The 23815-nt window shown below is 55.8% G+C and carries 23 protein-coding genes; 11 read left to right on the top strand and 12 right to left on the bottom strand.

Annotated elements, in window-relative coordinates:
• The first annotated feature begins 231 nt into the window (after window positions 1-231).
• From H3L93_RS00790 to H3L93_RS00780, 3 genes are all read left to right on the top strand, one after another.
• Complete coding sequence (locus H3L93_RS00790) at window positions 232-1893, top strand: MFS transporter (RefSeq protein ID WP_003798103.1); 1662 nt, start codon at window positions 232-234, stop codon at window positions 1891-1893.
• An 86-nt stretch (window positions 1894-1979) separates the two neighbouring features.
• Window positions 1980-3098 (top strand): HlyD family secretion protein, encoded by a 1119-nt coding sequence (locus H3L93_RS00785; RefSeq protein WP_003798105.1) that lies wholly within the window; start codon window positions 1980-1982, stop codon window positions 3096-3098.
• Between the two features lie 480 nt (window positions 3099-3578).
• The gene (locus tag H3L93_RS00780; RefSeq protein ID WP_003798106.1) at window positions 3579-4820 is read left to right on the top strand and encodes an NAD(P)/FAD-dependent oxidoreductase; all 1242 of its coding nucleotides are present in this window, start codon (window positions 3579-3581) and stop codon (window positions 4818-4820) included.
• Here the strand turns inward: H3L93_RS00780 and H3L93_RS00775 are convergent.
• Entirely contained in the window at window positions 4727-5137 is a 411-nt protein-coding gene (locus H3L93_RS00775) for a hypothetical protein (protein WP_155803216.1), read from the bottom strand. The genes H3L93_RS00780 and H3L93_RS00775 overlap by 94 nt on opposite strands.
• The gene (locus tag H3L93_RS00770) at window positions 5137-5985 is read right to left on the bottom strand and encodes a DUF1853 family protein (RefSeq protein WP_003798108.1); all 849 of its coding nucleotides are present in this window, start codon (window positions 5983-5985) and stop codon (window positions 5137-5139) included. The genes H3L93_RS00775 and H3L93_RS00770 overlap by 1 nt, the downstream gene beginning before the upstream one ends.
• 161 nt (window positions 5986-6146) lie before the next feature.
• Here H3L93_RS00770 and H3L93_RS00765 point away from each other — a divergent pair, with 161 nt between their 5' ends.
• On the top strand, window positions 6147-8312 hold the full coding sequence (locus tag H3L93_RS00765) for a primosomal protein N' (protein WP_040559040.1): 2166 nt from the start codon (window positions 6147-6149) through the stop codon (window positions 8310-8312).
• A 203-nt stretch (window positions 8313-8515) separates the two neighbouring features.
• Window positions 8516-8875 carry a hypothetical protein gene (locus H3L93_RS00760; RefSeq protein WP_003798111.1) on the top strand — a complete coding sequence of 120 codons (360 nt, stop codon included), beginning with the start codon at window positions 8516-8518 and terminating at the stop codon, window positions 8873-8875.
• Between the two features lie 140 nt (window positions 8876-9015).
• Here H3L93_RS00760 and H3L93_RS00755 read toward each other — a convergent pair whose 3' ends face one another.
• The gene (locus tag H3L93_RS00755; RefSeq protein WP_169303487.1) at window positions 9016-10188 is read right to left on the bottom strand and encodes a YihY family inner membrane protein; all 1173 of its coding nucleotides are present in this window, start codon (window positions 10186-10188) and stop codon (window positions 9016-9018) included.
• 153 nt (window positions 10189-10341) lie between these two features.
• The gene (locus tag H3L93_RS00750) at window positions 10342-11286 is read right to left on the bottom strand and encodes a LysR substrate-binding domain-containing protein (RefSeq protein WP_003798114.1); all 945 of its coding nucleotides are present in this window, start codon (window positions 11284-11286) and stop codon (window positions 10342-10344) included.
• Window positions 11287-11654: 368 nt separating this feature from the next.
• On the opposite strand from H3L93_RS00750, the gene H3L93_RS00745 reads away from it, so the two are divergent.
• The 3 genes from H3L93_RS00745 to secB all read left to right on the top strand — a co-directional run bounded on the left by H3L93_RS00745 (window position 11655) and on the right by secB (window position 13191).
• Window positions 11655-12347, top strand: coding sequence for an OmpA family protein (locus tag H3L93_RS00745; protein WP_003798117.1), 693 nt, complete (start codon window positions 11655-11657; stop codon window positions 12345-12347).
• Between the two features lie 83 nt (window positions 12348-12430).
• Window positions 12431-12691, top strand: coding sequence for a glutaredoxin 3 (gene grxC, locus H3L93_RS00740; protein ID WP_040559042.1), 261 nt, complete (start codon window positions 12431-12433; stop codon window positions 12689-12691).
• Between the two features lie 29 nt (window positions 12692-12720).
• A complete protein-coding gene (gene secB / locus H3L93_RS00735) occupies window positions 12721-13191 on the top strand; it encodes a protein-export chaperone SecB (RefSeq protein WP_003798121.1) in 471 nt (156 codons plus the stop codon).
• A gap of 165 nt (window positions 13192-13356) precedes the next feature.
• Here the strand turns inward: secB and H3L93_RS00730 are convergent, their stop codons facing one another.
• The 5 genes from H3L93_RS00730 to mpl form a co-directional block, all read right to left on the bottom strand.
• Window positions 13357-13797: a molybdenum cofactor biosynthesis protein MoaE gene (locus H3L93_RS00730; RefSeq protein ID WP_003798125.1), complete on the bottom strand. Its 441-nt coding sequence runs from the start codon at window positions 13795-13797 to the stop codon at window positions 13357-13359.
• A 2-nt stretch (window positions 13798-13799) separates the two neighbouring features.
• Window positions 13800-14036 carry a MoaD/ThiS family protein gene (locus H3L93_RS00725; protein ID WP_003798127.1) on the bottom strand — a complete coding sequence of 79 codons (237 nt, stop codon included), beginning with the start codon at window positions 14034-14036 and terminating at the stop codon, window positions 13800-13802.
• Window positions 14037-14133: 97 nt separating this feature from the next.
• Window positions 14134-15426 carry a serine--tRNA ligase gene (gene serS, locus H3L93_RS00720; protein WP_003798128.1) on the bottom strand — a complete coding sequence of 431 codons (1293 nt, stop codon included), beginning with the start codon at window positions 15424-15426 and terminating at the stop codon, window positions 14134-14136.
• On the bottom strand, window positions 15356-15685 hold the full coding sequence (locus tag H3L93_RS00715) for a hypothetical protein (protein ID WP_169303488.1): 330 nt from the start codon (window positions 15683-15685) through the stop codon (window positions 15356-15358). The genes serS and H3L93_RS00715 overlap by 71 nt, the downstream gene beginning before the upstream one ends.
• Window positions 15654-17012 (bottom strand): UDP-N-acetylmuramate:L-alanyl-gamma-D-glutamyl-meso-diaminopimelate ligase, encoded by a 1359-nt coding sequence (mpl, locus tag H3L93_RS00710; protein WP_003798132.1) that lies wholly within the window; start codon window positions 17010-17012, stop codon window positions 15654-15656. Before mpl ends, H3L93_RS00715 begins: the two co-directional genes overlap by 32 nt.
• Before the next feature lie 101 nt (window positions 17013-17113).
• Between mpl and H3L93_RS00705 the strand changes: the two genes are divergently transcribed.
• Complete coding sequence (locus tag H3L93_RS00705) at window positions 17114-17329, top strand: hypothetical protein (protein ID WP_155803218.1); 216 nt, start codon at window positions 17114-17116, stop codon at window positions 17327-17329.
• Window positions 17330-17499: 170 nt separating this feature from the next.
• Here H3L93_RS00705 and H3L93_RS00700 read toward each other — a convergent pair whose 3' ends face one another.
• Window positions 17500-18291 (bottom strand): 3'-5' exonuclease, encoded by a 792-nt coding sequence (locus H3L93_RS00700; RefSeq protein ID WP_003798140.1) that lies wholly within the window; start codon window positions 18289-18291, stop codon window positions 17500-17502.
• Between the two features lie 193 nt (window positions 18292-18484).
• Between H3L93_RS00700 and H3L93_RS00695 the strand changes: the two genes are divergently transcribed.
• Entirely contained in the window at window positions 18485-19312 is an 828-nt protein-coding gene (locus tag H3L93_RS00695) for a DsbC family protein (RefSeq protein WP_003798143.1), read from the top strand.
• A gap of 121 nt (window positions 19313-19433) precedes the next feature.
• On the opposite strand, the gene alr is transcribed toward H3L93_RS00695, so the two are convergent.
• Window positions 19434-20666, bottom strand: a complete 1233-nt coding sequence (gene alr / locus H3L93_RS00690) for an alanine racemase (RefSeq protein WP_003798146.1) — start codon at window positions 20664-20666, stop codon at window positions 19434-19436.
• Window positions 20667-20923: 257 nt separating this feature from the next.
• On the opposite strand from alr, the gene menA reads away from it, so the two are divergent.
• Complete coding sequence (menA, locus tag H3L93_RS00685; RefSeq protein ID WP_050755592.1) at window positions 20924-21805, top strand: 1,4-dihydroxy-2-naphthoate octaprenyltransferase; 882 nt, start codon at window positions 20924-20926, stop codon at window positions 21803-21805.
• Between the two features lie 60 nt (window positions 21806-21865).
• Here the strand turns inward: menA and H3L93_RS00680 are convergent, their stop codons facing one another.
• Entirely contained in the window at window positions 21866-23647 is a 1782-nt protein-coding gene (locus H3L93_RS00680; RefSeq protein ID WP_003798154.1) for a 2-isopropylmalate synthase, read from the bottom strand.
• Window positions 23648-23815 lie beyond the last annotated feature (168 nt).

The raw sequence follows: 23815 nt of genomic DNA, 5'->3' as shown, positions 1-23815 counted from the left end.
CTAAAATCCTAAATGTCTTCTGAAACAAAATTTTGCCGTCATTCCCGCGCAGGCGGGAATCTTGGTTGAGCCGCAGCAAAAGGCAGCAAAAACCACCGCCGCCGAAACCCGAACAAGATTCCCGCCTGCGCGGGAATGACGAAAGTTCGAGGCAGCCTGAAACGCAAAGGCTACCTGAAAACCAGCAAGCTAGTCGGGCATCCCTACCCGACCTACCCATAAGGACTCCCCATGCCCCTGCAATCCGGCGGCTACACCTTCAAGCCGCATGAAATGCCCTTTATGCCGGGTTCGCCCGCCTCGCCCGAGCATCCGAAAAAGCGGCGGCTCGCGTATCTTGCCATCGGTTTATTACTCGCGCTGTCGTCGGGCTTCCAAAACGGGCTGCTCACCGCCTCGCTGCCGCAGCTGCGCGGCGATTTGTCGCTCGATTTGCAGCAGGGCGGCTGGATTCAGGCGGCGTATTTCATGGCTTACGCCTGCATGAGCGTCCTCTTTTTCAAAGTCCGCAAGGCGTATGGCCTGCAACGCTTCGTCCGCATCACCCTGTTCGCCCAGCTTGCCGCCAGCCTGCTGCAACTGGTTTATCACCATTACGAAGTGGAACTCATCGCGCGTGTTGCCGCCGCAATCGCCGCCAGCGGCCTGCTGGTGCTGTCGATTTACTACATGATGCAGGGCTTTACTGGCACGAAAAAGCTGGTCGGGCTGGTGTTCGGGCTGGGTCTGATGCAGGTCGGCACGCCGCTGGCGCAGAGCCTCGTGCCGCTGCTGTATGGCGACGGCGACCTCAACGGCGTGTTCGCCTTTCAGGCTACCCTCGCGCTCGCCTGCACCGCCTGCCTGTTCGCCCTGCCGCTGCCGCCCGGCATCACCGTGCGCAAATCGTTCACGCTGACCGACGCGCTCAGCTTTACCCTGTTCGCCTCCGGCATCGCGCTGTTGTGCGCCTTTCTCGTGCAGGGGCGCACGGTGTGGTGGACGACGCAGTGGCTCGGCTGGCTGCTCGCGGGCGGAGTGGGGCTGACGGGGCTGGCGTTGTACATCGAATCGACGCGGCACAAGCCGATGCTGGACTGGCACTGGATGACCGTGCCGCAAATCCTCATCTTCGCCGTGATGGGCGCGATGGCGCGGCTCTTGACCTCGGAGCAGACCGTCGGCGCGGCGGGGCTGATGGGCGCGGTGGGCGTGGGCAGCGCGCAGATGAGCACGTTTTACCTGATTGTTGCGGGCGGAATGCTGGCGGGTGTGGTCGGCAGCCTGATTTTGCTGGATATCAACGACATCCGCCGCCCCGTGATGGTTGCGCTCGCCTGTTTCGCCCTCGGTGCGTGGCTGGAAATCGGTGTGGGCATGCAGACCCGCCCCGCGCAACTTTATTTCAGCCAGTTTATCGTTGCCTTTGCCTCGCTGCTGTTTATGGGGCCGATGATGCTTGAAGGCGCACTGCGCGCGCTGGCGAAAAGCCCCGACCACATGATGAGCTTCTCCGCCGTGTTCGGCCTGTCGCAAACCCTCGGCGGGCTGGCGGGTGCGGCGGCATTCAGCGCGTTTTTAACTTACCGCACCCGCGACCACCTCGCCGCCATCGCGCAAAACCTGACCCTCTCCAACCCCGCGCTCGCCGCCGACATCCAGCGCAACGCCGCCGCCCTCTCCGCCACCCTCTCTGACCCGGTGCTGCTGCAAGGCCGCGCCGTCTCGCAAATCACCGCGCAGGCGGGCAAAGAAGCGTCGGTGGCGGCATACAGCGACCTGTTCGCGCTGCTGGCGGCGATGGCGGCGGTATCGACCCTCGTCGCCGTCGCCCTGTGGCTGTACCGCCGTTATTACAAGATTGATATTCTGGCGGCGGAGAAGGCGAAAGTGTTTGCGGTGTTGGGGAAATAGTGTTTCAGACGGCATTAAAGGCAGCCTGAAAACCACCGCACCAACCCATTAACCGAATCAACCCCCAAATCAACGGAAAGCAAAAAATGTCCCAACCCAACACCCCCGAACACCCCGACACCGAATCCCAAAAAACCGCCGTGCCGCAGCCCGAAACGCCAGAACCCGCCCAATGGCAGCCTGAAAAACACCGTTTCGGCAGCATCGGCATACTCGCCGCCAGCGCAATCGGCGTGGTGCTTGCCCTGTATGCCTTCCGCCTGCCGCCCTTCGGCATGGGCGAGGTCTATACCAACAACGCCTATGTGCGCGGCAGCGTAACCACCGTCAGCCCGCGCGTGGGCGGTTATGTGCAGAAAGTGCTGGTGCGCGATTTTGACAACGTAAAAGCAGGGCAGCCGCTGGTGGAAATCGACCCCGCGCCCTACCGCGCCAAAGTCGCCCAAGCCGAAGCTGGGCTGGCGGGGCAGCAGGCGGCGTTGAACAAAACCGCGCAGGACAAAGCCTCCGCGCTGGCCGTCTCCAAAGCCAACCAAGCCGCGATTGACAACGCCCGCGCCCAGCTTGACCGCGCCCGCCGCGAATGGCAGCGCATACAGGCGGTGAGCACCGATGCCGTGTCGCAAAGCAGCCGCGATGCCGCGCAAACCGCCGTCAAACAGGCCGAAGCGGGCTTGAAACAGGCGCAGGAGCAATACGCCGTGGCGCAGCAAAACATCATCAACACCGGCGTAGGGCGCGAGGGCGCACAGGCGGGCATCGCCAACGCCCAAGCCCTGCTGGACTTGGCAAAACAGGATTTGGGGCACACCACCATCTACGCGCCCGCCAGCGGCAAACTCGGCGAAGTCAGCGTAAAACAAGGGCAGCTTGTGAGCGCGGGCACGCAGCTGATGTCCGTCGTGCCGCCCGAACGCTGGGTCATCGCCAACATCAAAGAAACCGATATGGCCAACGTGAAAATCGGGCAGAGTGCCAGCGTGAGTATCGACGCACTCGGCGGCAAGGCGTTCAGCGGCAAAGTCGCCGAAATCTCGCCCGCCACCGCCTCCGAATTCAGCCTGATTAAAGCCGACAGCGGCACGGGCAACTTCGTCAAAATCGCCCAACGCATCGCCGTGAAAATCGTATTTGACGCAGGGCAGCAGGATTTGGAACGCCTCGCGCCGGGGATGTCGGCGGAAGTGAACATTGCTACGAAGTAAGCCGAACATTAAGCCGTTCAATTTAACAACATCTGCTCGGCGCAGGGACTTGCCCGCCATTGACAGGCGTTCCGCTTAATACAGCCATAAAGGCCGTCTGAAAACCGAAAAATATGTTTTCAGACGGCCTTATCTTTGCACGCCACCCAATGCAGCCTGAAACCTTTGCAAAACCTCAAAACCCACCCAACTACTGTCATTCCCGCGCAGGCGGGAATTTTGTTGGAATTCAAGAATGCTTGAATAAACAAGCTATTGCTTGGCTTCAAACAAGATTTCCCGCCTGCGCGGGAATGACGGCGATTTAACTATTTCTTGTTTACTTCGAGGTTCGCCAAGGTTGCAGCCCAAACACCCGCAACACGCTTTCAGACGGCATCAATCACAGGTAAAATCACACCGTTTCACATTTAACGTTTTTTACAACACGGGCAGCCCAAGCGTGCCGCCCATTCCCACTTCATATTTAAAGGATAAAAAATGTCTGCTCAATTTGATGTTGCCGTTATCGGCGCAGGCCCGTCAGGCTCGGTTGCTTCCTCGCTGCTTAACAAACAGGGCTTTAAAGTATGCGTGCTGGAAAAACAGCATTTCCCGCGCTTTGTTATTGGCGAGAGCCTGCTGCCGCACTGCATGGAAATGCTGGAAGAAGCAGGCTTTGCCGATGCCGTGCGCGCCGAAAAAGGCTTTCAGTTTAAAAACGGCGCGGCGTTCGCATGGGGCAGCCGCCGCACCGCGTTTGACTTCACCGAAAAATTTTCAGACGGCCCGGGCACGGTGTTCCAAGTGCGCCGCGAAGTGTTTGACAAAATCCTGATTGACGAAGCCGCCAAACAAGGCGTGGAAGTGCGCTTCGGGCACGGCGTAACCGCGTTTGACAACAGCGGCGACGCGGCGCGGTTGAGCGTGGAAGCCGACACGGGCGAAAAATACGAACTCACCGCCCGCTTCGTCTTGGACGCAAGCGGCTACGGGCGCGTGCTGCCGCGCCTGCTGGATTTGGAAACGCCCTCGCACCTGCCGCCGCGCATGGCGCATTTCACCCGCATCACCGACAACATCGCCGCCGATGCCGATTTTGACCGCAACAAAATCCTGATTACCACCCATCCGCAGCACCGCGACGTATGGTTTTGGACAATCCCTTTCGGCGACAACACCTGCTCGCTGGGCGTGGTCGGCACGCCCGACAAACTGGCAGGCGAACCCGAAGCCGTGTTGAAAAAAATGGTGGCAGAATGCCCCAATCTGGTTGAATTGTTTCAACATTCCGAATGGGAAAACGGCTTCCCCTACCGCAGCATCCAAGGCTATTCCGCCAACGTCAAAGCGCTCTACGGCAAACATTTCGCCCTGCTGGGCAACGCGGCGGAATTTCTTGACCCTGTGTTTTCGTCGGGCGTAACCATCGCGCTGCATTCCGCCAAACTGGCCGCCGACCTGCTCGCCCGCCAGCTCAAAGGCGGCGCGGCAGACTGGCAAAGCGAGTTTGCCGACCCGCTGATGGTGGGCGTGAACGCCTTCCGCACCTATGTTGACGGCTGGTACGACAACCGTTTCCAAAACGTGATTTACGCGCCCAACCGCAGCCCCGAAATCAGCCGCATGATTTCGTCCATTCTCGCGGGCTATGCGTGGGATACCGCAAACCCGTTTGTGGCGAAATCGGAACAACGCTTGAATACGCTGGCGGAGCTGGTGGGCGATTTGGCGTTTGAATAGGCGTTGATGCCGTCTGAAAGCGTTTCAGGCTGCCTTTTCGCGATTGGAAAGGCAGCCTGAAAAATGCCGTACCGCCGTTTCAAACACACCGAAAGGCAGCCTGAAAGAGCAAAACGCTTTTTCAGGCTGCCTTTTGCCGCTTGGCGAAGGTTTGAACGCGGGCGGGATGGCAGCGTAACGGCAAAAGCTCCCCGCGCGGGTACGCCGCGATGCGCGGCGTGATAGGGCAAAAGATTGGGCTGAGGCAGCCTGAAAATGAGTTTGCGCTGTTCTGCGTGGCGGATATTTGGGTTTGGGCAGCCTGAAACTGCGTTCATCAACCGGCAACCACCATAATCCGCTGCTCTTCGTGCCAATAGCCGTCGGGGCGGGGGGCTACTTGGGCGTACAGCGCGGCGGGGGTGATTTGGCTGCGGCTGATGGTTTCGGGCTGCGTGATGCGGGCGGGGGCGAGGTATTCGGTGCGGGGGAGGCGGTAGTAGCGGGCGTGTTCGGGCAGGGCTTGGGGGGTGGTTGTCCAGATACCGCTCCATGCTTGGGGCGGGAAGGCAGGCGGGAGCGTGCCTGCGGCGGTGAAGCCGATGCCGCGCACAATGCTGGCGCTGCGGATGTTGTCGGGGGCGATGCCGTGTTGGCGCAGGGCGGCTTGGGCTTCGGGCGTGGCGAGCAGGGCGAGCTGGCGTTGCAGTTTGCGTTGTTTGCGCGCGAGGGTGTCGCGCGGGTTCAGCCCTGCCATGTTCTCGCCTGTTGCGCTGCCGTGGTATTTGCAGGCGAGTTCGATGTGGTAGAGCGTGCCGTTGAGCTCGGCGATGTAGTCCATTTCGCCCAATGTGCTGTTGCCGCCCGCCTCATTGCCGTAAACGGGCAGATTGGCGGCGAGCAGCTTGGCATGGGGGGCGTGGGTAAACCAGTAGGCAAGCAGGTCTTCGGCGTATTTGCCGAGCGCATAGCGGTTGCGGGTTAGGTTTTCAGGCTGCCTTTGCGGGTCGCTTTGCCATTGCTCATCCCATGCCAGCAGCAGCCTGAAACCGTGTTCGCCGAGCAGCTCGCGCACGGGCAGCTCGCAGCCTGTGTGCCACAGCGGCGGGGCGGTGAGCAGGCTGGCGAGGTCGCGGACGGTGGGGTGGGCAAGCCGCCACCAAAGGGCATCTTGGGCGTAGTTCATGGGGTGTCCTGATGTTTACAAGGTACGCCAGTATAGCGCGAGATGGCGTTTCAGGCTGCCTAGGGCGTGTGGGCATTCAACTTTTGCGGCGGATTTTGCGGCGGGATGGGCGGCGGATTTATGCCATAATCCGCCTTTTCTTGTTACACGGCAGCCTGAAAATGCCTTGCTACCTAAAAATCGCCGTAAACGTTCCCCTCGGCTTGCTCACTTATGCCCACCCCGCGCCGCTGCCGCGCGGCACCCGTGTGCTGGTACCGTTTATCAACAAAACGGTGGTGGGCATCGTGTGGGGCGAGGAAACGCAGCCTGAAATCGCCACGCACAAAATCCGCGCCGTGCAGCAGGTGTTTGCCGACGAGCCGCCGCTGCCCGAAAGCTGGCTGGCGCTGATTGAGTTCACCGCGCGCTATTACCACTATCCCATCGGGCAAACCGCGTTCACCGCGCTGCCGCAAGCCCTGCGCGAAAACCAAGCCGCCAAAATACCGCAGCCTGAAACGTTCTACACGCTCAACGATTTGGGCAAGCAGCAGCCCGCGCCGCCCGCGCGTTCGCACAAAAAACTTGCGCTGTGGCAAGCCCTGTTTTCAGGCTGCCTCTCTTTGCCCGCGTTGAAAAAAATCCACCCCCAAGCCGCCAGCTTGATTAACGAATACGCCGCGCAAAATTGGCTGGCAATCACCACGCAAGGGCAGCCTGATGTCCCCCCATCCGCCCACACGCTCAACCCCGAGCAGCAAACCGCGTCTCGCCAAATTCAGGCTGCCCTCGGGCAGTTCCAACCCTTTTTGCTCTACGGCATCACAGGCAGCGGCAAAACCGAAGTCTATTTTGACGCGATGGCAAGCGCGCTCGCGCAAGGCAGGCAAGTGTTGCTGCTGCTGCCCGAAATCAACCTCACGCCGCAGCTGTTGCAGCGCGTGGCCAACCGCTTCCCCGGCCTGCCCGCCGCCGTGCTGCACAGCCAAACCGCCGCCGGCAAGCGCAGCCAAGACTACCTGCGCGCCATGCTCGGGCAAGCCAAGCTCATCATTGGCACGCGGCTTGCTGTATTTACTCCTTTGCCCGATTTGGCGCTGATTGTGGTGGACGAAGAACACGATTCATCGTTCAAACAAGACAACGAACTGCGCTACCACGCCCGCGATTTAGCCGTGTGGCGCGCCCGACAAGCCGCCTGCCCCGTCGTGCTCGGCAGCGCCACCCCCAGCTTAGAGAGCTGGCACAAAGTGCAAACAGGCGCATACCGCCTGCTCACCCTGCCGCATCGCGCCAACCCACGCGCCCAGTTGCCGCAAATCCAGCTTTTAGACGTGCGCCCGATTACGCTCAACAACGGCATCTCACCGCTCGCGCTCAAAATGCTGCAAGACAACCACACTCAAGGCGGCATGTCGCTGGTGTATCTCAACCGCCGCGGTTTCGCCCCCGCGCTGTTTTGCGGCGACTGCGGACACACCTTCGGCTGCCCGCATTGCTCCGCCAAAATGGTGCTGCACCAACGCGCCCGCCAGCTGCGCTGCCACCATTGCGATTTCAGGCTGCCCATTCCCATCGCCTGCCCCGATTGTGGCAACCAAGATTTAACCGCCATCGGACAAGGCACGCAGCGCATAGAAGACACCCTGCGCACCGCCCTGCCGCAAGCCCAAATCGCCCGCGTGGACCGAGACAGCACCGCCCATCAGCGCGACTGGGACGACCTCTACGCCGCCATCCACGCAGGCAAAATAGACATCCTAGTCGGCACGCAAATGCTCGCCAAAGGACACGACTTCGCACGGCTCAACCTCGTTATCGTGTTAAACGCCGATGGCTCACTGTTTTCCAGCGACTTCCGCGCCCCCGAGCGGCTGTTTGCCGAGCTGATGCAAGTGTCGGGACGAGCAGGGCGCGCCGAAAGTGCAGGACGCGTGCTTATCCAAACACGGCTGCCCGAACACCCCGTTTTCGCCGCCGTGCGCGCGCAAGACTACCCCCTGTTCGCCGACCACGAGCTTGCCCAGCGCGAATTGTTTGCCCTGCCGCCTTATGGTTTTCAGGCTGCCGTCCGCGCCGATGCGACCGCCCAAGCCGAAGCCGGCCAATTTTTAAACGACATCCGCGACTGCATCGCCCCCCTCTTGCCCGAAAACGTGCACCAATTCGGCGCCGTCCCCATGCAAATGGCGCGCCTCGCCGAACGCGAACGCGCCCAAATCTTCCTGGAAAGCCCCAGCCGCAAAGCCCTGCACCACGCGCTCAACCAATGGGAGCAAGTGCTCAACCAATACAAAAGCGGCAGCATCCGCTGGCATATCGACGTGGACACGCAGGAAATTTAGGCAGCCTGAAAATACAGTTGCTGAAAATGAGACAAGGCGGCAACCCCGCATCATGCCGTTCAGCCAGCCATCAACGCGACACCCGCCCTTTAACCCACCCCCGCCCATGCCATTCCCTTACATAACCTTACATAAAATGATAGAATGCCCAGCGTTCACTCCTGTCCACCAAACCGCACAACCGATTCAGAAAGACCCGAATAATGAACCTACAACACTTCGTTGATAAGATGCTCACACTCAAAGGCGCGATTGCAGCGGCAATTGTCGATTTTGAGAGCGGAATGCTGATGGCATCAGGCAGCAACGACCCCGCATTCGATTTGGAAGTGGTGGCGGCGCGCGGCAGCGAAGTGATGCGCGCCAAAATCAAAACCATGCAGAAGCTGGAAATGGACGACGACATCAACGACATCATGATTACCACCACCAGCCAATACCATTTTCTCTGCCCCGTCAAACAACACCGCAATATGTTCATCTACCTTGCCGTGAACAGAAAAAGCGCCAACGTGTCGCTCTGCCGCCAGATGATGTTCGCCGTAGATAAAAATATCGTTTAATCAATCGCAAAAAAAATCCTGCTTCAACCGGCAGGATTTTTTGTTGCTCCGTCATCGCATCCAAGGCAGCCTGAAAACCAAACAACCAACGCGCGGCAACGGCGCACCGCCCCGAGCAGCCAACCGCTTTTCAGGCTGCCTCACATTCGCTTCCCGCCCCGCAACACATCGCCCAAGCGCCCATCCAAACCATCCGCAACCCCTCGCATCAAGCCGTTCAAACGCTCGTCATCACACACGCTGTTGTCTGCATCAAACACAAACGCGCGAAACAAATCCCCCAGCCCAATCTCGTCAGGCGAGCGGCACAACACCCAACCGCCCGCCCGCCGCGCCACATAGCCCAAATTGTCCAGCCGCAGCAGCAACAGCTCCGCACGGTCATAGCCCACATTCAGCCGCTGGCGGAAATCCCGCAGCGTCAGCACCCGATTCTCCCGCGCCAAAAGCAACAGCAACGCCAACACATCGTCCAACACCGTATGCGCCGCATGCGTGCGCAAAAACGCATTGCCCTGCCAATAATTGCAACACGCCGTAAACAACGCCCCGCCCAACACAATAGACCACAGCAAATGCAGCCAAATCAAAAAAATCGGCACAATCGCAAACGCCCCATACACCAGCTCATAGCTATGAAAATGGCGCAAATACACCCCGAAGCCCCACTTCGCCACCTCCAACAACGCCGCCGTCAGCCCCGCCCCCAGCACAGCATGGCGCATCGGCACATAACAACTGGGCGTAACCCGAAACACCAAAGTCAAAGCCAGCATACCCAACAACAGCTGATGCACCACTTTCAGGCTGCCTGAAAACCAAGCAGGGCTTTGCGCCGCGCCAAAAAACAGCAAATTGGTTGATAACGACACGCTCACCCCCACCACCGCAGGCACCAGCACCACCAGCACCAAATACATCGGCAAGCGCACCCACCAAGACCGCCGCTGCTGCACACGCCAAATCTGATTAAACGTCTGCTCCACCGTATTGACCATCATCAACACCGTAACCACCATCAAGCCCACCCCCAAAGTCGTCAAACGCCCCGCCTGCAATTTAAATTCATTCAAATAATCCACCACCGCCGACACCCCGCTGGGCACAATCGTCCGATTCAAAAACAGCATAAACGCATCCACCGTGCCCCCAAACAGTGGAAACACCGTAACCACCACCAGCAGCACCGTCAAAATTGGCACCAAAGCCAACAGCGTGGTAAACGTCAAACTCCCCGCCGCCTGCAACACCTCCACCTCATTAAACCGCCGCCACAAAAACCGCGCAAACCCCGCCACACGCCAACGGCTCACACCACTCCCATTCAACATCGCCAATCCAATCCACACAATTCAGGCTGCCCCATCACCCAAGCAGCCTGAAAACATAATATAAAATATAAGAAGCATCCGCCCAACCCAAAGGCAGCCTGAAAACAACATAATCCCCGTTTCAGGCTGCCACCGCTAAATAGAAAAATCCTCCACCGCAGGCGCAAACAACAACCGGTTCACCCGCTCCCGCGTCAACCCCCCATCCAGCAAGCCCATAAAATCATACGCAAAGCCGCGCAACACCCCATCCGAGCGCACCACCACCTTATATTCCCCCAGCTCAAACAAATGCCCCACATCCAAAGCCACCAAATCCCCATATTTCTCCCCATCAAACCCCGCCCCGTCAATCAGCCCCGCCCCCAAGCCCAAACGCACATAATCCAACAACACCCCCCCGTCATCCGACTCAAACACCGTATGCCAAGACAACCGCGCCCGCGCAAACGCCCGCGCCGCCAAAGCCCCCCCGTCAAACGCAAAACCATAAGTCAAAAGCGGCAACGCCGCCACATCCGCCAACGAAATCTCCCCCTTGCTCGCCAGCTCATGCCCGCGCGGCAGCACCAACACATACCGCCATTCCCCAAACGACAGCTTGCGCAAATCCTCCCCATCCCCCGCCACATCCATCGTCAAAGCCAAATCCACCTCCCCATTAAACACCATCCCCATCAATTCCGCAGGGCTGCCCTGCTTCAACACCAAACGCACATCAGGAAACAACGCCCGAAACCCCGCCAACACACTAGGCAGCCTGAAACGCAACAAAGCATGAGTCGCCCCCAGCGTAAACGACCCGCTCTCCGTCTTCGCAAACTCCCCCCCGATATTCTTAATATTGCGCACCCCCCGCAACACCTGCTCCGCCGTCTCCAAAACCGCCATCCCCACCTGTGTAACCGCCACAATCCGCTTGCCGCTACGAATAAAAATCTGCACCCCCAGCTCATCTTCCAACAACCGAATCTGCTTAGACACCCCAGGTTGCGAAGTAAACAACGCCTCCGCCGCCTCCGACACATTCAAATTATGGCGAAACACCTCCACCGCATAACGCAACTGCTGCAACTTCATCACATCATTCCAAAAACAAAAACACACAAATGTAACACGCCCCCCCAATACAACGCAAAAACAAGCCCCACACCACCGCCTAACCCCGCCCCAGCAGCCAAAAAACCACACCATCTTGTTGCATTTATGCAACTACACCGCCCCACAAACACAAAAATATATGACAAAGAACAGATACTTGGGTATCGTTAAACCGCAACGCGCAACCAGTCAAACGCAAAAAACATTGACAGGACAGCCCCAAATTCTTATAGTAAGCATTGGTAAAAATTTGGGTTCGCGCCGAAGTTTCATTCAAGCAACAGCCTGAAATCTCAACGTGGCAAACACAAAACCTGCCAAAATCATTTTCTTGATGAGGGAATAACATGACTAAACAAATCAAATTAAGCGCATTAATCGTAGCCCTGATGGCCTCCACAGGTGCAATGGCACACTCAGTGCACGGTTATACTACCAGCCAAGGTTCAGGCGAAGTTGTACGCAACAACTACGGCGAATGCTGGGAAAACACCTATTTGGACAAAGCCACTAACGGCTTGGTTGAATGCGGCGACAAAGCCCCAGATGCACCCGCTCCTCAAGTTGTTACCGAACAAGCACACGAAACCATTTCTCTGCAATCCGAATTCCTGTTCGGTTTTGACAAATACAACTTGCGTCCAGAAGCCATCACTACTCTGAACGATTTGTCTGCTAAATTGTCTCAAAGCAACGTACAATCAGTACGTGTAGAAGGCAATACCGACTTTATGGGTTCAGACAAATACAACCAAGCATTGTCTGAGCGTCGTGCCAATACTGTTGCTAACTACTTGGTACAACAAGGTGTTCCTGCTGACCGCATTTCTGCTGTTGGTTTGGGTGAAACCCAAGCTAAAATGACTGAACAATGCCAAGCTGAAGTAGCTAAATTGGGCAAAAAAGTATCTAAAGCTAAAAAACGTTCAGCGCTTATCGCATGTATCGAGCCTGATCGTCGCGTAGATATTCAAGTTGATTCTTTGGTAACACGCGAAGTTCAACGTGAAGTGGCTGCTCCCGCTCCTGCTGCGCAATAATCGGTTGTTAAAATGATTTGAAACTGGGTTCTTAAATCTTTTTAAGAATCCAGTTTTTGCAATTTTCAGAACGAAAGAACACGATGCAGCATGTGAAAATGTACACAGGCACTTTTTGCCCTTATTGCACAATGGCAAAGCAGTTGTTAAAACAAGTTGGCGTGGATGAAATTGAAGAAATCAATGTTAGCCGCTCGCCTGCTGATTTTTCCCAAATGCAACAATTAACGAGGTTGCGCTCTGTGCCACAAATTTTTATTGGTGAAACGCACGTGGGTGGTTTTACTGATTTGTATGCTTTGCATCAAAAAGGCGATTTGCTGCCTTTGCTTCAAGCTGAATAATTTTTTAACCTCTCAACAAAGGAATCATCATGAGTGAACAAAATCCTGCTCCACAACAAGAAACTGCGTCTGCCCAACCTGTGTTTAGCGTAGAAAAATTGTATGTGAAAGATTTGTCTTTGGAAGTGCCCCACGCGCCCAAAATTTTCTTGGAACAAGAAACGCCCGAAGTGGACATGCGCATTAACACCACCGCTTCCAAAATTGAAGAAAACTTTTTTGAATGCGTGGTTACCGTTACCGTTACCGCTAAATTGGCGGATAACCGCGTGGTTTTCTTAAACGAAGTGAGCCAAGCGGGCATTTTCCGTTTGGAAAACATCCCTGAGGATGATGTGAACGTGTTGCTGGGCGTGGCTTGCCCGAACATTCTGTTCCCTTACGCGCGCGAAGTGGTTTCTTCAACGGTTACGCGCGCGGGCTTCCCGCCTGTGTTGCTGGCTCCGATTAACTTTGAAGCGATGTTTAGCCAAGCGCAAGAAGAGCAAGCAGCGGCTTGATGCGGTTGAGACAAAGGCAGCCTGAAACGTGAAATGTCGTTTCAGGCCGCCTTTTTATGTTTTACGCGATACGCTTCACCCGCGGGCTTGCATAGCGCCAGCCCCTGCCCCATCCTGTATCCTGTTTTCAGGCTGCCTGACGCAACACGCATAGGCAGCCTGAAATCATTTCGCTAACGCTTCGGCGTTTGCTAACCACGCGGGCAGCTGCTCCGCGCTGCCGTCGGTGTAAAACTCTTGTTTCCAAATCGGCACTTCGGCTTTAACGGTGTCGATAATAAAGCGGCAGGCGGCAAAGGCGGCATCGCGGTGCGCGGCGCTAACGCCCACGAATACGGCGATTTCGCCGATGGCGAGCTTGCCCACGCGGTGCACGCAGACGGCATCTTCAATGGCGAAGCGTTGTTTGGCTTGGGCGATGATGGCTTCGCCTTGGCTTTGCGCGAGCTGGGCGTAGGCGGTGTAAACGAGGTAATCCACGGTTTTGCCGTCGTTATGGCGGCGCACCCAGCCTTCAAAGCTGTTGAACGCGCCGCAACGCTCGTTTTGCGTGAGCTGTTCGCGCAGGACTTGGACGTTGATGGCTTGGTCGGTGAGGGCAAACATGGCTAGCCTCCTGCCACGGGCGGGATGAATGCGATGGTGTCTTGGTCGGCAAGGGCGGCGTGCCAATCGCAGAAAACGTGGTTTTGGGCGGCGCGCAGTGGCACGGCTGGGAATGCGTAACGCTGTTGCAATTCGGCATAGAGTTCGGCAACGGTGTTAGCGGTGGTGGCATAGGTTTCTTGGTCTTTGCCTGTGGCTTCGCGCAGGGCGGCGAAATAGAGTAAGGTGATGTTTTTCATGATGTTTATTGTGTGTGTGTAAGGCAGCCTGAAAACGGATGCAGCGAGTTTCTGCGAAACGTTTTCAGGCTGCCTTTGGGGTTTTAATACGCGGATTTTAGGGTTCTAGTTTTTCCAAACCGCCCAGATAGGGGCGCAGCGCCTGCGGGATGTTGATGCTGCCATCGGCGTTTTGATGGTTTTCCAACACAGCAACCAGCGTGCGCCCGACCGCCAAGCCCGAGCCGTTGAGCGTGTGCAGCAGGCGGTTTTTGCCGTCTTCGCCTTTAAAACGCGCTTTCATGCGCCGTGCTTGGAAATCTTCGCAGTTGGAGCAGCTGGAAATTTCGCGGTAAGTATTTTGCGCGGGCACCCACACTTCCAAATCATACGTTTTCGCCGCGCCAAAGCCCATGTCGCCTGTGCACAGCGTAATCACGCGATACGGCAGTTCCAGCAGCTTCAAAATGTTTTCCGCGTGCGATACCATCTCTTCCAGCGCGGCATACGAGTTTTCAGGCTGCACCACTTGCACCATCTCCACCTTGTCAAACTGATGTTGGCGGATTAAGCCGCGCGTGTCCTTGCCATGCGAACCTGCTTCGCTGCGAAAACAAGGCGAATGCGCGGTGAATTTCAGCGGCAAATCTTTCTCTGCCACAATCGTATCGCGCACGATATTGGTGAGCGTAACCTCCGCCGTAGGAATCAGGTATTGCGACAATTTGCTCTCGTCGCCGCCGCGCGTAACGTGGAATAAATCCTCGGCAAATTTAGGCAGCTGCCCCGTGCCCAGCAATGCGGCATCGCTCACGATATAAGGCGTGTAGCATTCGGTGTAGCCGTGCTGCTGCGTGTGCGTATCCAGCATAAACTGTGCCAACGCACGATGCAGCCGCGCCACTTTGCCCTTCATCAGACTGAATCGCGCGCCCGATAATTCCGCCGCTTTTTCAAAATCCAAGCCCAGCGCTGCGCCCAAATCCACATGGTCTTTCACTTCAAAATCAAAGGTTTTGGGCGTGCCGACTTTGCGCACTTCCACGTTTTCGGTTTCATCCTTGCCAACGGGCACGCTGCTATGCGGCAGATTGGGGATGCGCAACAGCAAATCATCCAAGGCAGCCTGAATGCGCGGCAAGTCTTGGTTGAGCTGCTCTTGCAGGGCTTTCACCTGAGCCACTTCGGCTTTCACCGCTTCGGCTTCTTCGCGCTTGCCTTGCTTCATCAATTCGCCAATTTGTTTAGACAGCGTGTTCACTTTCGCCTGCGCTTCTTCGTTTTGCACTTGCAGGACTTTGCGCTGGTTTTCCAGTTGCTCAAACGCGGCGATGTCCAATTCAAAACCGCGCGTGGCTAATCGCGCTGCCACGCCTGCCAAATCGTTGCGCAATAATTGGATGTCTAACATGATTTTTCCTTGTTTTGTTAATTTGTGAAAAGCGGTATTTTAAACCAAAACGGCTTTTCAGGCTGCCTTTGGCGCGGCATGGGCAGCCTGAAAACGGTTGGGCTACACAGCGTGGTACGCGGCGCAACGCGTGCAATGGCAATCTTAAAGCCAAAATAATTTTCAGGCTGCCTGATGCTGCGGCAGCCTGAAAAGGGAATGAATGCACGGTGGCGTGGTTTGCCGTTTCAGGCTGCCAATTGCGCCAGCAGTTTCTCATGGATGCCGCCAAAGCCGCCGTTGCTCATAATCAAAATATGGTCGCCTGCTTGGGCGGCGGCGGCGATGCGGTTCACAAAATCATCAAACTGCTTGCCGATGTGTGCCTTGCTGCCCAATGGGGCGAGCGCGCTGGCAACGTCCCAATCTACGCCGCCTGCGTAGCAAAACACTTGGTCGGCATCTTTCAGGCTGCCTGCAAGAGCGGCAGACATGGTGCCGAGTTTCATGGTGTTGGAGCGCGGTTCTAGCACGGCGATAATACGCGCGCTGCCGACTTTTTGGCGCAAGCCCGCTAGGGTGGTTTCTATGGCAGTGGGATGGTGGGCGAAGTCGTCGTACACGGTGATGCCGTTGGCGATGCCTTTAATTTCCATGCGCCGTTTCACGTTTTTAAACTGGCTCAATGCTTGGCAACTGTGCTCAACGCGCACGCCGACGTGTTGCGCGGCGGCAATCACGGCAAGGGCGTTCAGGCGGTTGTGGTTGCCGAGCAAATCCCATGCGATGTGCCCAACGGTTTCGCCTTGATATTGCACGTCAAACGCGCCGTCGGGCTGCACGTTGGCGATTTGCCAATGGGCGTTGTCGCCAAAGGGGGCGACGGGTGTCCAGCAGCCTTGGTCTAACACGGTTTTCAGGCTGCCCGAACGGGCGTTGGCAACGATTAAGCCTTCGCCGGGAATGGTGCGCACAAGGTGGTGGAACTGGGTTTCTATGGCGGCGAGATTGGGGAAAATGTCGGCGTGGTCGTATTCCAGATTGTTGAGAATGGCGGTGCGCGGGCGGTAATGGACGAATTTGCTGCGTTTGTCAAAAAAGGCGGTGTCGTATTCGTCGGCTTCAATCACGAAAAACGGCGATTCGTTTTGCGGCAAGCGGGCGGATACGTTGAAGTTTTGCGGCACGCCGCCAATCAGAAAACCTGCGCCCATACCTGCGTATTCCAACACCCAAGCCAGCATAGAAGCGGTGGTGGTTTTGCCATGCGTGCCTGCCACGGCGAGCACCCAATGCTGATGCAACACGTTTTCGGCGAGCCATTGCGGGCCGGAAATATAAGGCAGATTGCGGTTAAGGATGGCTTCAATCACGTCCATGCCGCGCTTGGCGACGTTGCCCACCACATAAACATCGGCGGCGAACTCATCCAACTGCGCAGTATCAAAGCCTTCGTGCACGCGGATGCCGAGCGTTTCAAGCTGGGTGCTCATGGGGGGATACATTTTGGCGTCGCAGCCTGTTACCTTGAAGCCTGCTTGCTGGGCGATGGCGGCGAGTCCGCCCATAAATGTGCCGCCGATGCCGATGATGTGGATGTGGGTCATAGTGTTTGCCGATGTGAACAAAAGGGGGCGATTATAGCGCAAATGGGGGTGGCTTTTGGATTTGGGCGGGTTGTGCCGCCGCGTGAATAGGCAGCCTGAAAATGGGAGAGCGTCGGCAGGATGGATTTCAGGCTGCCTTGTCGTGTGAACATAGGCAGCCTGAAAAGCCCAGTTGCCCTACCATCTTGCCCGTTATTTTTATTTTGCCAGCGCACGGCTTGCAAGCAAGCCGTAGGGGCGCGGGACAAGCGTTTTCAGGCTGCTACGATTGCACCCGCGTTTCAGGCTGCCTTTGGTGGGAAATAATCGGCGCGTAGGGTATATGGCTTTGCCACGCACCATTACACAAGCATGGCTAAACGATGCGTAGCAAAGTCGCACCCTACAACATTTCAGGCTGCCTATGCGGTAAACATAGGCAGCCTGAAACCTTATCCAACCAATAAAAAACCGTTTGGCGCAACACCAAACGGTTTTTTCAGCCTGCCTACCCCCAAGCATCCAAAAACACGCCCCAATGCTCCTTGTCTTCCGATAACGAAAACAAATACTCGTGCAGCTTTTCCACTTCGTTTTCGTATTCATCGCCCGAAAGCGCGCCCGTCATCATGCGAAAGCGTTGGTACACCAAATAAGTATTCGCCACATCGGTTTCGCAGTAATCGCGGATGTTCTCAATCTCGCCGTTTTGATAGGCTTGCCACACCTGCCCGCCATCCATGCCGAGCTTGCCGGGGAAGCCGCACATTTTCGCCAAATCGTCCAGCGGTGCGTTGGCGCGCCCTGTGTACATCGCCAGCAAATCCATTAAATCGCAATGGCGCGTGTGGTAGCGGTTCAAATAATTGTTGTATTTAAAATCGCGGCTGTCGCGAAAATCGCCCTCGCCCATGTCCCAATAGCGCGGCGCGGCAACGCCATGCACCAGCGCGCGATAATGCAACACAGGCAAATCAAAGCCACCGCCGTTCCAGCTCACCAGCTGGGGCGTATATTTGGCGATGAGGTTGAAAAATTCGGCGATGATTTCGTCTTCGCCGCTGCTTGGCTTGCCCAGCGTGCCGATGTGGATTTTGTCGCCCCAGCGCAGGCAGCAGGAAATGGCAACAATGCGTTGCAAATGGTGCGGCATAAATTCGCTGCCCGTTTTGGCGCGGCGTTGCTGAAAGGCAAATTCGGCAACTTCGTGGTCGGATAGCGTATTGGGCAATTCGTTGAGCAGGCGAACGCTGGGAATATCGGGGATGGTTTCAATATCAAAAACGAGGATGGGGGTCATGGGAACTTTCTGTGATAAATAGAGTGAAATGGCTTAAATAAAGATAGGCAGCCTGAAACAAGGTTAGACAGCATTCAAACACATTTTCAGGCTGCTTAAAATATGTTTTCACTATATTTTGAGCAAATCTATTTGCTATTTGCTTGTTTTATTGGTTATATTACGCGCCTTTTATTCACCCGAGAGAAAGCACATGAAATTTCGTTCAACCCTTGCCGCTGCGGTGGTTTTAGCGATGACAGCCTGCGGCGAAGCCCCTGCGGCAAATGGCAAACCCGCCCCAGCACACGCCCACGCCGCCTCTGCGGCAGCCAAACCAACAGAAGCCGCCGCCGTTTCCAATAAAAATGTGCCCGATGATGTGGCAAAAACCATCACCAGCAAGCTGGAATCGCGTTATGCCGACCGCAAATTGAAAGTGGAAGAAATCGCCGCCGCGCCCGTGGCAGGCTGGTATGAAGTGGTGGTAAACGGCAAAAACTTAGTGTATGTGGACGCGAGCGCGGAATATATGCTGGTGGGCGATTTAATTTCCACCCAAGATGGCAAAAGCCTCACCGAAGAGCGCAAAGCCGTGTTGAACAAGATTGATTACGACAAGCTGCCGTTTGACAAAGCAATCAAAGAAGTGCGCGGCAACGGCAAGCTGCAAGTGGCGGTGTTCTCCGACCCCGATTGCCCGTTCTGCAAAAAGCTGGAACACGAATTCGGCAAGATGACCGACATCACCATCTACAACTTTATGATGCCGATTCCGCAGCTTCACCCCGATGCGGCGCGCAAAGCGGTGCAAATTATGTGCCAACCCAACACCACCAAGGCTTGGATTGAATGGATGCGCGAGGGCAAAATGCCCGCCAGCGTGGCAGAATGCAAAAACTCTGTTGCCGAAACCACCGCGCTGGGCGAGGGCTTTGGCTTTAACGGCACGCCCACCATTGTGTTCCCCAATGGGCAAGTGCAAAGCGGCTTTGCGCCGTTGCCGCAGTTGGAAGAAATCATTAAAGCCAATCAGAAATAAGCGGTTGGCGCACATAAAAAGGCAGCCTGAAAACGTGTTTACGGCGTTTTCAGGCTGCCTTTGCGTTTTAGCTTGGCAGAAACTCGCTTCGCTCGTTTTCAGGCTGCCTTAATGCACTCCCTTATTTCTTCAAAATTTTCGGGTTGGAATTGCCCCATACGGTGTAAATATCGGCAAACAACACATCGGCAATCTCTTCAATTTCCGATTGCTTGATTTCCGCCTTGCCTTGTTTGCCAAAAATCACCACCTCATCATTGGCTTGAATGTCGGGAAAATCGGTTACGTCCACCATGGTGGTGTTCATGGAAATTTTGCCCACCACGGGCACTTTATGCCCGCGAATCAACACGTGCCCTTTGTTGGTAAACGCGCGGCGGTAGCCATCCGAATAGCCAAACGGCAGGTTTGCCAAGCGCGAATCGCGTTTCAGCGTGAACGTGCGGTCATAGCCCACCGTCGAGCCTTTGGGGTATCTGTTTACGCTGCCCACGCGCGATTTAAACGCCATCACATATTCCAACTGTTTGCCGCCAATCGGCTCGCCGTAAAGCAACGCCCCGGGGCGCACCATGTCAAACCGCCCTTCGGGCACAGAAACGGTGGTGAACGAATTGGCGGTATGCAAGGTTAATTTGCTGCGGTCTAATTTGGCAGCCTGAATCAGCCATTTGCTTTGTTCATCAAAACGTTGCACGCCTTTTTTCACGTCTGCCACGTCTTCAACGGGGAAGTGCGTCATGATGCCGACAATATTCAAATGCGGCAGCTTGGCAATCGCCAGCGCATCGGCTTTGCCCGATTCGGTGTCCAATGCCAAGCCATTTCTGTCCATACCGCCTGCGTTAAGCGCCAGATGGATGTTGAGTTTTTTGCCCCGTTTGGCAGCGGCGGCATCGGCAAGCTGGGCGGCTTTCAGGTTGCCAAACAATTCTTCAATGTTGTATTGAAAGCCGTCTTCAATTTCACCTAATGTGGTGGTACGCAGCCGCGCCACCGTGCCTTTGTAGCCGCTGGCACGCACCACGCGGGCTTCATCGTTGCTGGTGATGCCCACGCAAGGGATTTTGTGTTTGATGATTTGCGGCATCAACAATTCAATGCTGTTGCCATAGGCATCGCCTTTGATTACGGCGCAAATTTTTTGTTTCCCGCCCAGCATTTTTTTGACGGCTTCCAAATTGCGCCCAAACGCGGCTGCATCAATTTCCAGCCAAGAATTGGCGGTTTTCAAGGAAACGGTTTCGGGCGTGGCGGGATTGCCATCGCCCAACACAGGCGCGGCTTGGGCGATGGGGGCGGCAAATGCGCTGGCAAGCGCGGCGACGATAAGGGTTTTGCGGAAAGTTGCCATGATTAACTCCTTTTATCTAGGCGGTTGAAAATAATGAGTGTACACCAAAAGGAGGAGGGATGTGAGTTTAGACTTTAATTTCAGGCTGCCTATTGCGGGCTGGCGGGAAATGGCACCGCGCTTGTTGTATAACAGCAGTACAATTTTGGATTTACGTTGAGTTTAAAAGCAGCCTGAAACGCGGTTTCGGCTGAAAAAAACGGGCGGATTGTAACATATCGCCTTGATGCAAAAGGAATACAAAAGAAATGCAGATAATGGCTTTATGGCTATTGATTCGCCCGCGCACTTTGCCGCTCACGCTGGGCGTAGTGCTGGCGGCGCACGCGCTGGCAGCGGCAATGGGCGCGTTTGCGTGGCTGCCGTTTGCGCTATCGCTGCTCACGGTGTTGCTGCTGCAAATTTTGTCCAATATCGCCAACGATTACGGCGATGCCTTGCGCGGCACAGATGCCAATCGCAGCGAAAATGCGCCCACGCGGGCAGTAGCTTCGGGGCAGTTGAACGCGGCGGCGGTGCGGCGTTGGCTGATGGCAACTACGCTGGCGGCAACGGCAAGTGGCGTGGCGTTGCTGCTGGTGTGTTTGCATGGCTGGCGCGATTGGCTGGTGTTTTTGCTACTGGGCGCGCTGGCGATTGCGGCAGCGTTGGCATACACCTTGGGGCGGCGACCGTATGGCTATCGCGCTTTGGGCGAAGTGGCGGTGTTTTTGAGTTTTGGCTTGCTGGGCGTGTGCGGCAATGTGTATTTGCAAACGCACACGCTGCCTGCCCCCGTGTTGCTGCCCGCAGCAGGAAGCGGATTGCTGGCGGCAAATGTGTTGCATATCAACAATATCCGCGATTTATCCAGCGATTGGGCAGCGGGCAAACACACGTTGGCAAATAAACTTGGCTTTTCAGGCAGCCTGAAAATGCATCGTGTGTTATTACTGGCAGGATTGGCGTGTTACGCGCTGTATGCTGAGCTTGCGTGGCAAAGTGTGCTGTGGCTGCTTGCGCTGCCGATGATTCTGTGCCATGCCCACCGCGTGGCAGCCGCCCGCAATGAAGCCGAAGCAGGCGCGGAATTGGGCGCGGCGGTCATGCTGCATTTTGTGGTGAATGCGCTGTTTGCGATTGGGGTATTGCTCACGTAAAAGTAAAAAGAACCAAAGGCAGCCTGAAACTCATTTTCAGGCTGCCTCTATTGCAGGGTTCTAAATCCCCTGCGCTTTCACTTTCGCGTCTTTGTCCAATTTAGACAACGCCGATAAATACGCCCGCGTGGTGGCAATCAACACATCCGTATCCGCGCCCTGCCCATTCACAATCTTGCCGTTTTTAGACAAACGCACCGTGGTTTCGCCTTGGCTTTCCGTGTCTTTGGTAATCGCGTTAACGGAATACAATTCCAGCGTTGCGCCGCTGTTTGCTACGCTTTCAATCGCCTTAAACACTGCATCCACAGGGCCCGAACCCGTTGCTTCTGCGTGCTGCTCTGCGCCATCCACGCTAAACACAATCTGCGCAATTGGCGGCTCGCCGGTTTCGGTAACAATGCGTTGCGAGATGAATTTATAACGGTCTGGCGCCAAATTGGACATTTCATCCGAAATCAACGCGTGCAAATCTTCGTCAAAAATCTCGCGTTTTTTGTCTGCCAACTCTTTAAACCGCGCAAATGCTGCGTTCAAAGCCTCTTCGCTGCCCAACTCAATGCCCAATTCTTGCAGCTTGGTTTTAAACGCATTGCGCCCCGAGAGCTTGCCCAAGGTTAAACGATTCGCCGCCCAGCCCACGCTTTCGGCAGACATAATCTCATACGTTTCGCGGTGTTTTAACACGCCATCTTGGTGAATGCCGCTTTCGTGCGAGAAGGCATTTGCGCCCACAATCGCCTTGTTGGGCTGCACAGGATAGCCCGTAATCGTGGAAACCAGTTTGGAGGTCGGCACGATTTGCGCAGTGTCAATGCCGGTTTCCAAACCGAACAAATCATGCCGTACTTTCAGCGCCATCACGATTTCTTCCAAGCTGGCATTGCCCGCACGTTCGCCCAAACCGTTGATGGTGCATTCGATTTGGCGTGCGCCCGCCTGAATCGCCGCCAGCGAATTGGCCACCGCCATGCCCAAATCGTTGTGGCAGTGGCTCGACCAGACGACTTTACTGCTGTTAGGCACGCTGTTGATGATGGCGCGGATGCGTTCATACCACGCAGAGGGAATCGAATAGCCCACGGTATCGGGAATGTTGATGGTGGTGGCGCCCGCTTCGATAACGGCCGTAAAAATCTCCACCAAGAAATCGTGTTCGGAACGCACGGCGTCTTCGGCGGAAAATTCCACGTCATCGGTATATTCTTTGGCGATTTTCACCGCTTTCACCGCGGCTTCCACCACCTGCTTCGGCTTCATTTTCAGCTTGTGTTCCATGTGGATGGGGCTGGTGGCGATGAAGGTGTGGATGCGGCGTTTGGGTGCGGGGGCAAGCGCTTCACCTGCTTTGCGGATGTCGTTTTCCACCGCGCGGCACAGCGAGCAGACGGTGGAATTTTTCACGGTTTTGGCGATTTCGTGCACGGCTTCCCAGTCGCCTTCGCTGGCGGCGGCAAAACCCGCTTCAATCACGTCCACACCCAGTTTTTCCAACTGGCGCGCCAAACGCAGCTTTTCTTCTTTGGTCATGGATGCGCCGGGCGATTGTTCGCCGTCGCGCATGGTGGTGTCGAATATGATGACGCGGTTGTTTGTGTTCATGGTGTTTTTTTCCAATTCTGCTTGTTGGTGGATAAAAGCGTTCAAATCCAAAGGCCGCCCCTGTGCCTGTGCCAGAGCGGTTAATTTTTGCAACTGATTCAAGGGCAACGAGCCGCGTGTGCGCCATTTATAAATGGCTGCGGTGGAAGCGGCGTTTTCAGGGTCTTGTTGTTTTAAGGCTTCGGCAAGCGCGTTTACGCCGCCAAAGTAGGCGATTAAGCGGTCAATGTCTAATTGCATAGCGGTTTGTCTAACAGGTGATAAAGATGGGCAGATTATACAAGAATTGGACAAATTGGCAAGCAGATTTTGAATTCTATTTGTACAGGTATGCATTTTTTGGACATTTTATCCTGCTTCTGATTTTCAGGCTGCCTATACCCGCCCGCCAAAGGCAGCCTGAAAATG

The sequence above is a fragment of the Kingella oralis genome (assembly GCF_014054985.1).
Lineage (GTDB): Bacteria > Pseudomonadota > Gammaproteobacteria > Burkholderiales > Neisseriaceae > Kingella_B > Kingella_B oralis.
Note: the sequence above shows the minus strand (reverse complement) of the source record. Positions and strands in the feature narration are given on the sequence as shown.

Bases quoted from the DNA above. Each gene is read 5' to 3' on its own strand.
- mpl (WP_003798132.1), bottom strand. From the start codon at position 17,012: ATGACCCACATCCACATCATCGGCATCGGCGGCACATTTATGGGCGGA.
- secB (WP_003798121.1), top strand. From the start codon at position 12,721: ATGAGTGAACAAAATCCTGCTCCACAACAAGAAACTGCGTCTGCCCAA.
- H3L93_RS00780 (WP_003798106.1), top strand. From the start codon at position 3,579: ATGTCTGCTCAATTTGATGTTGCCGTTATCGGCGCAGGCCCGTCAGGC.
- H3L93_RS00680 (WP_003798154.1), bottom strand. From the start codon at position 23,647: ATGCAATTAGACATTGACCGCTTAATCGCCTACTTTGGCGGCGTAAAC.
- H3L93_RS00785 (WP_003798105.1), top strand. From the start codon at position 1,980: ATGTCCCAACCCAACACCCCCGAACACCCCGACACCGAATCCCAAAAA.
- menA (WP_050755592.1), top strand. From the start codon at position 20,924: ATGGCTTTATGGCTATTGATTCGCCCGCGCACTTTGCCGCTCACGCTG.
- H3L93_RS00705 (WP_155803218.1), top strand. From the start codon at position 17,114: ATGGGAGAGCGTCGGCAGGATGGATTTCAGGCTGCCTTGTCGTGTGAA.
- alr (WP_003798146.1), bottom strand. From the start codon at position 20,666: ATGGCAACTTTCCGCAAAACCCTTATCGTCGCCGCGCTTGCCAGCGCA.
- H3L93_RS00730 (WP_003798125.1), bottom strand. From the start codon at position 13,797: ATGTTTGCCCTCACCGACCAAGCCATCAACGTCCAAGTCCTGCGCGAA.
- serS (WP_003798128.1), bottom strand. From the start codon at position 15,426: ATGTTAGACATCCAATTATTGCGCAACGATTTGGCAGGCGTGGCAGCG.
- H3L93_RS00760 (WP_003798111.1), top strand. From the start codon at position 8,516: ATGAACCTACAACACTTCGTTGATAAGATGCTCACACTCAAAGGCGCG.
- grxC (WP_040559042.1), top strand. From the start codon at position 12,431: ATGCAGCATGTGAAAATGTACACAGGCACTTTTTGCCCTTATTGCACA.
- H3L93_RS00790 (WP_003798103.1), top strand. From the start codon at position 232: ATGCCCCTGCAATCCGGCGGCTACACCTTCAAGCCGCATGAAATGCCC.
- H3L93_RS00715 (WP_169303488.1), bottom strand. From the start codon at position 15,685: ATGAGAAACTGCTGGCGCAATTGGCAGCCTGAAACGGCAAACCACGCC.
- H3L93_RS00770 (WP_003798108.1), bottom strand. From the start codon at position 5,985: ATGAACTACGCCCAAGATGCCCTTTGGTGGCGGCTTGCCCACCCCACC.
- H3L93_RS00695 (WP_003798143.1), top strand. From the start codon at position 18,485: ATGAAATTTCGTTCAACCCTTGCCGCTGCGGTGGTTTTAGCGATGACA.
- H3L93_RS00745 (WP_003798117.1), top strand. From the start codon at position 11,655: ATGACTAAACAAATCAAATTAAGCGCATTAATCGTAGCCCTGATGGCC.
- H3L93_RS00765 (WP_040559040.1), top strand. From the start codon at position 6,147: ATGCCTTGCTACCTAAAAATCGCCGTAAACGTTCCCCTCGGCTTGCTC.
- H3L93_RS00750 (WP_003798114.1), bottom strand. From the start codon at position 11,286: ATGAAGTTGCAGCAGTTGCGTTATGCGGTGGAGGTGTTTCGCCATAAT.
- H3L93_RS00700 (WP_003798140.1), bottom strand. From the start codon at position 18,291: ATGACCCCCATCCTCGTTTTTGATATTGAAACCATCCCCGATATTCCC.
- H3L93_RS00725 (WP_003798127.1), bottom strand. From the start codon at position 14,036: ATGAAAAACATCACCTTACTCTATTTCGCCGCCCTGCGCGAAGCCACA.
- H3L93_RS00775 (WP_155803216.1), bottom strand. From the start codon at position 5,137: ATGAACGCAGTTTCAGGCTGCCCAAACCCAAATATCCGCCACGCAGAA.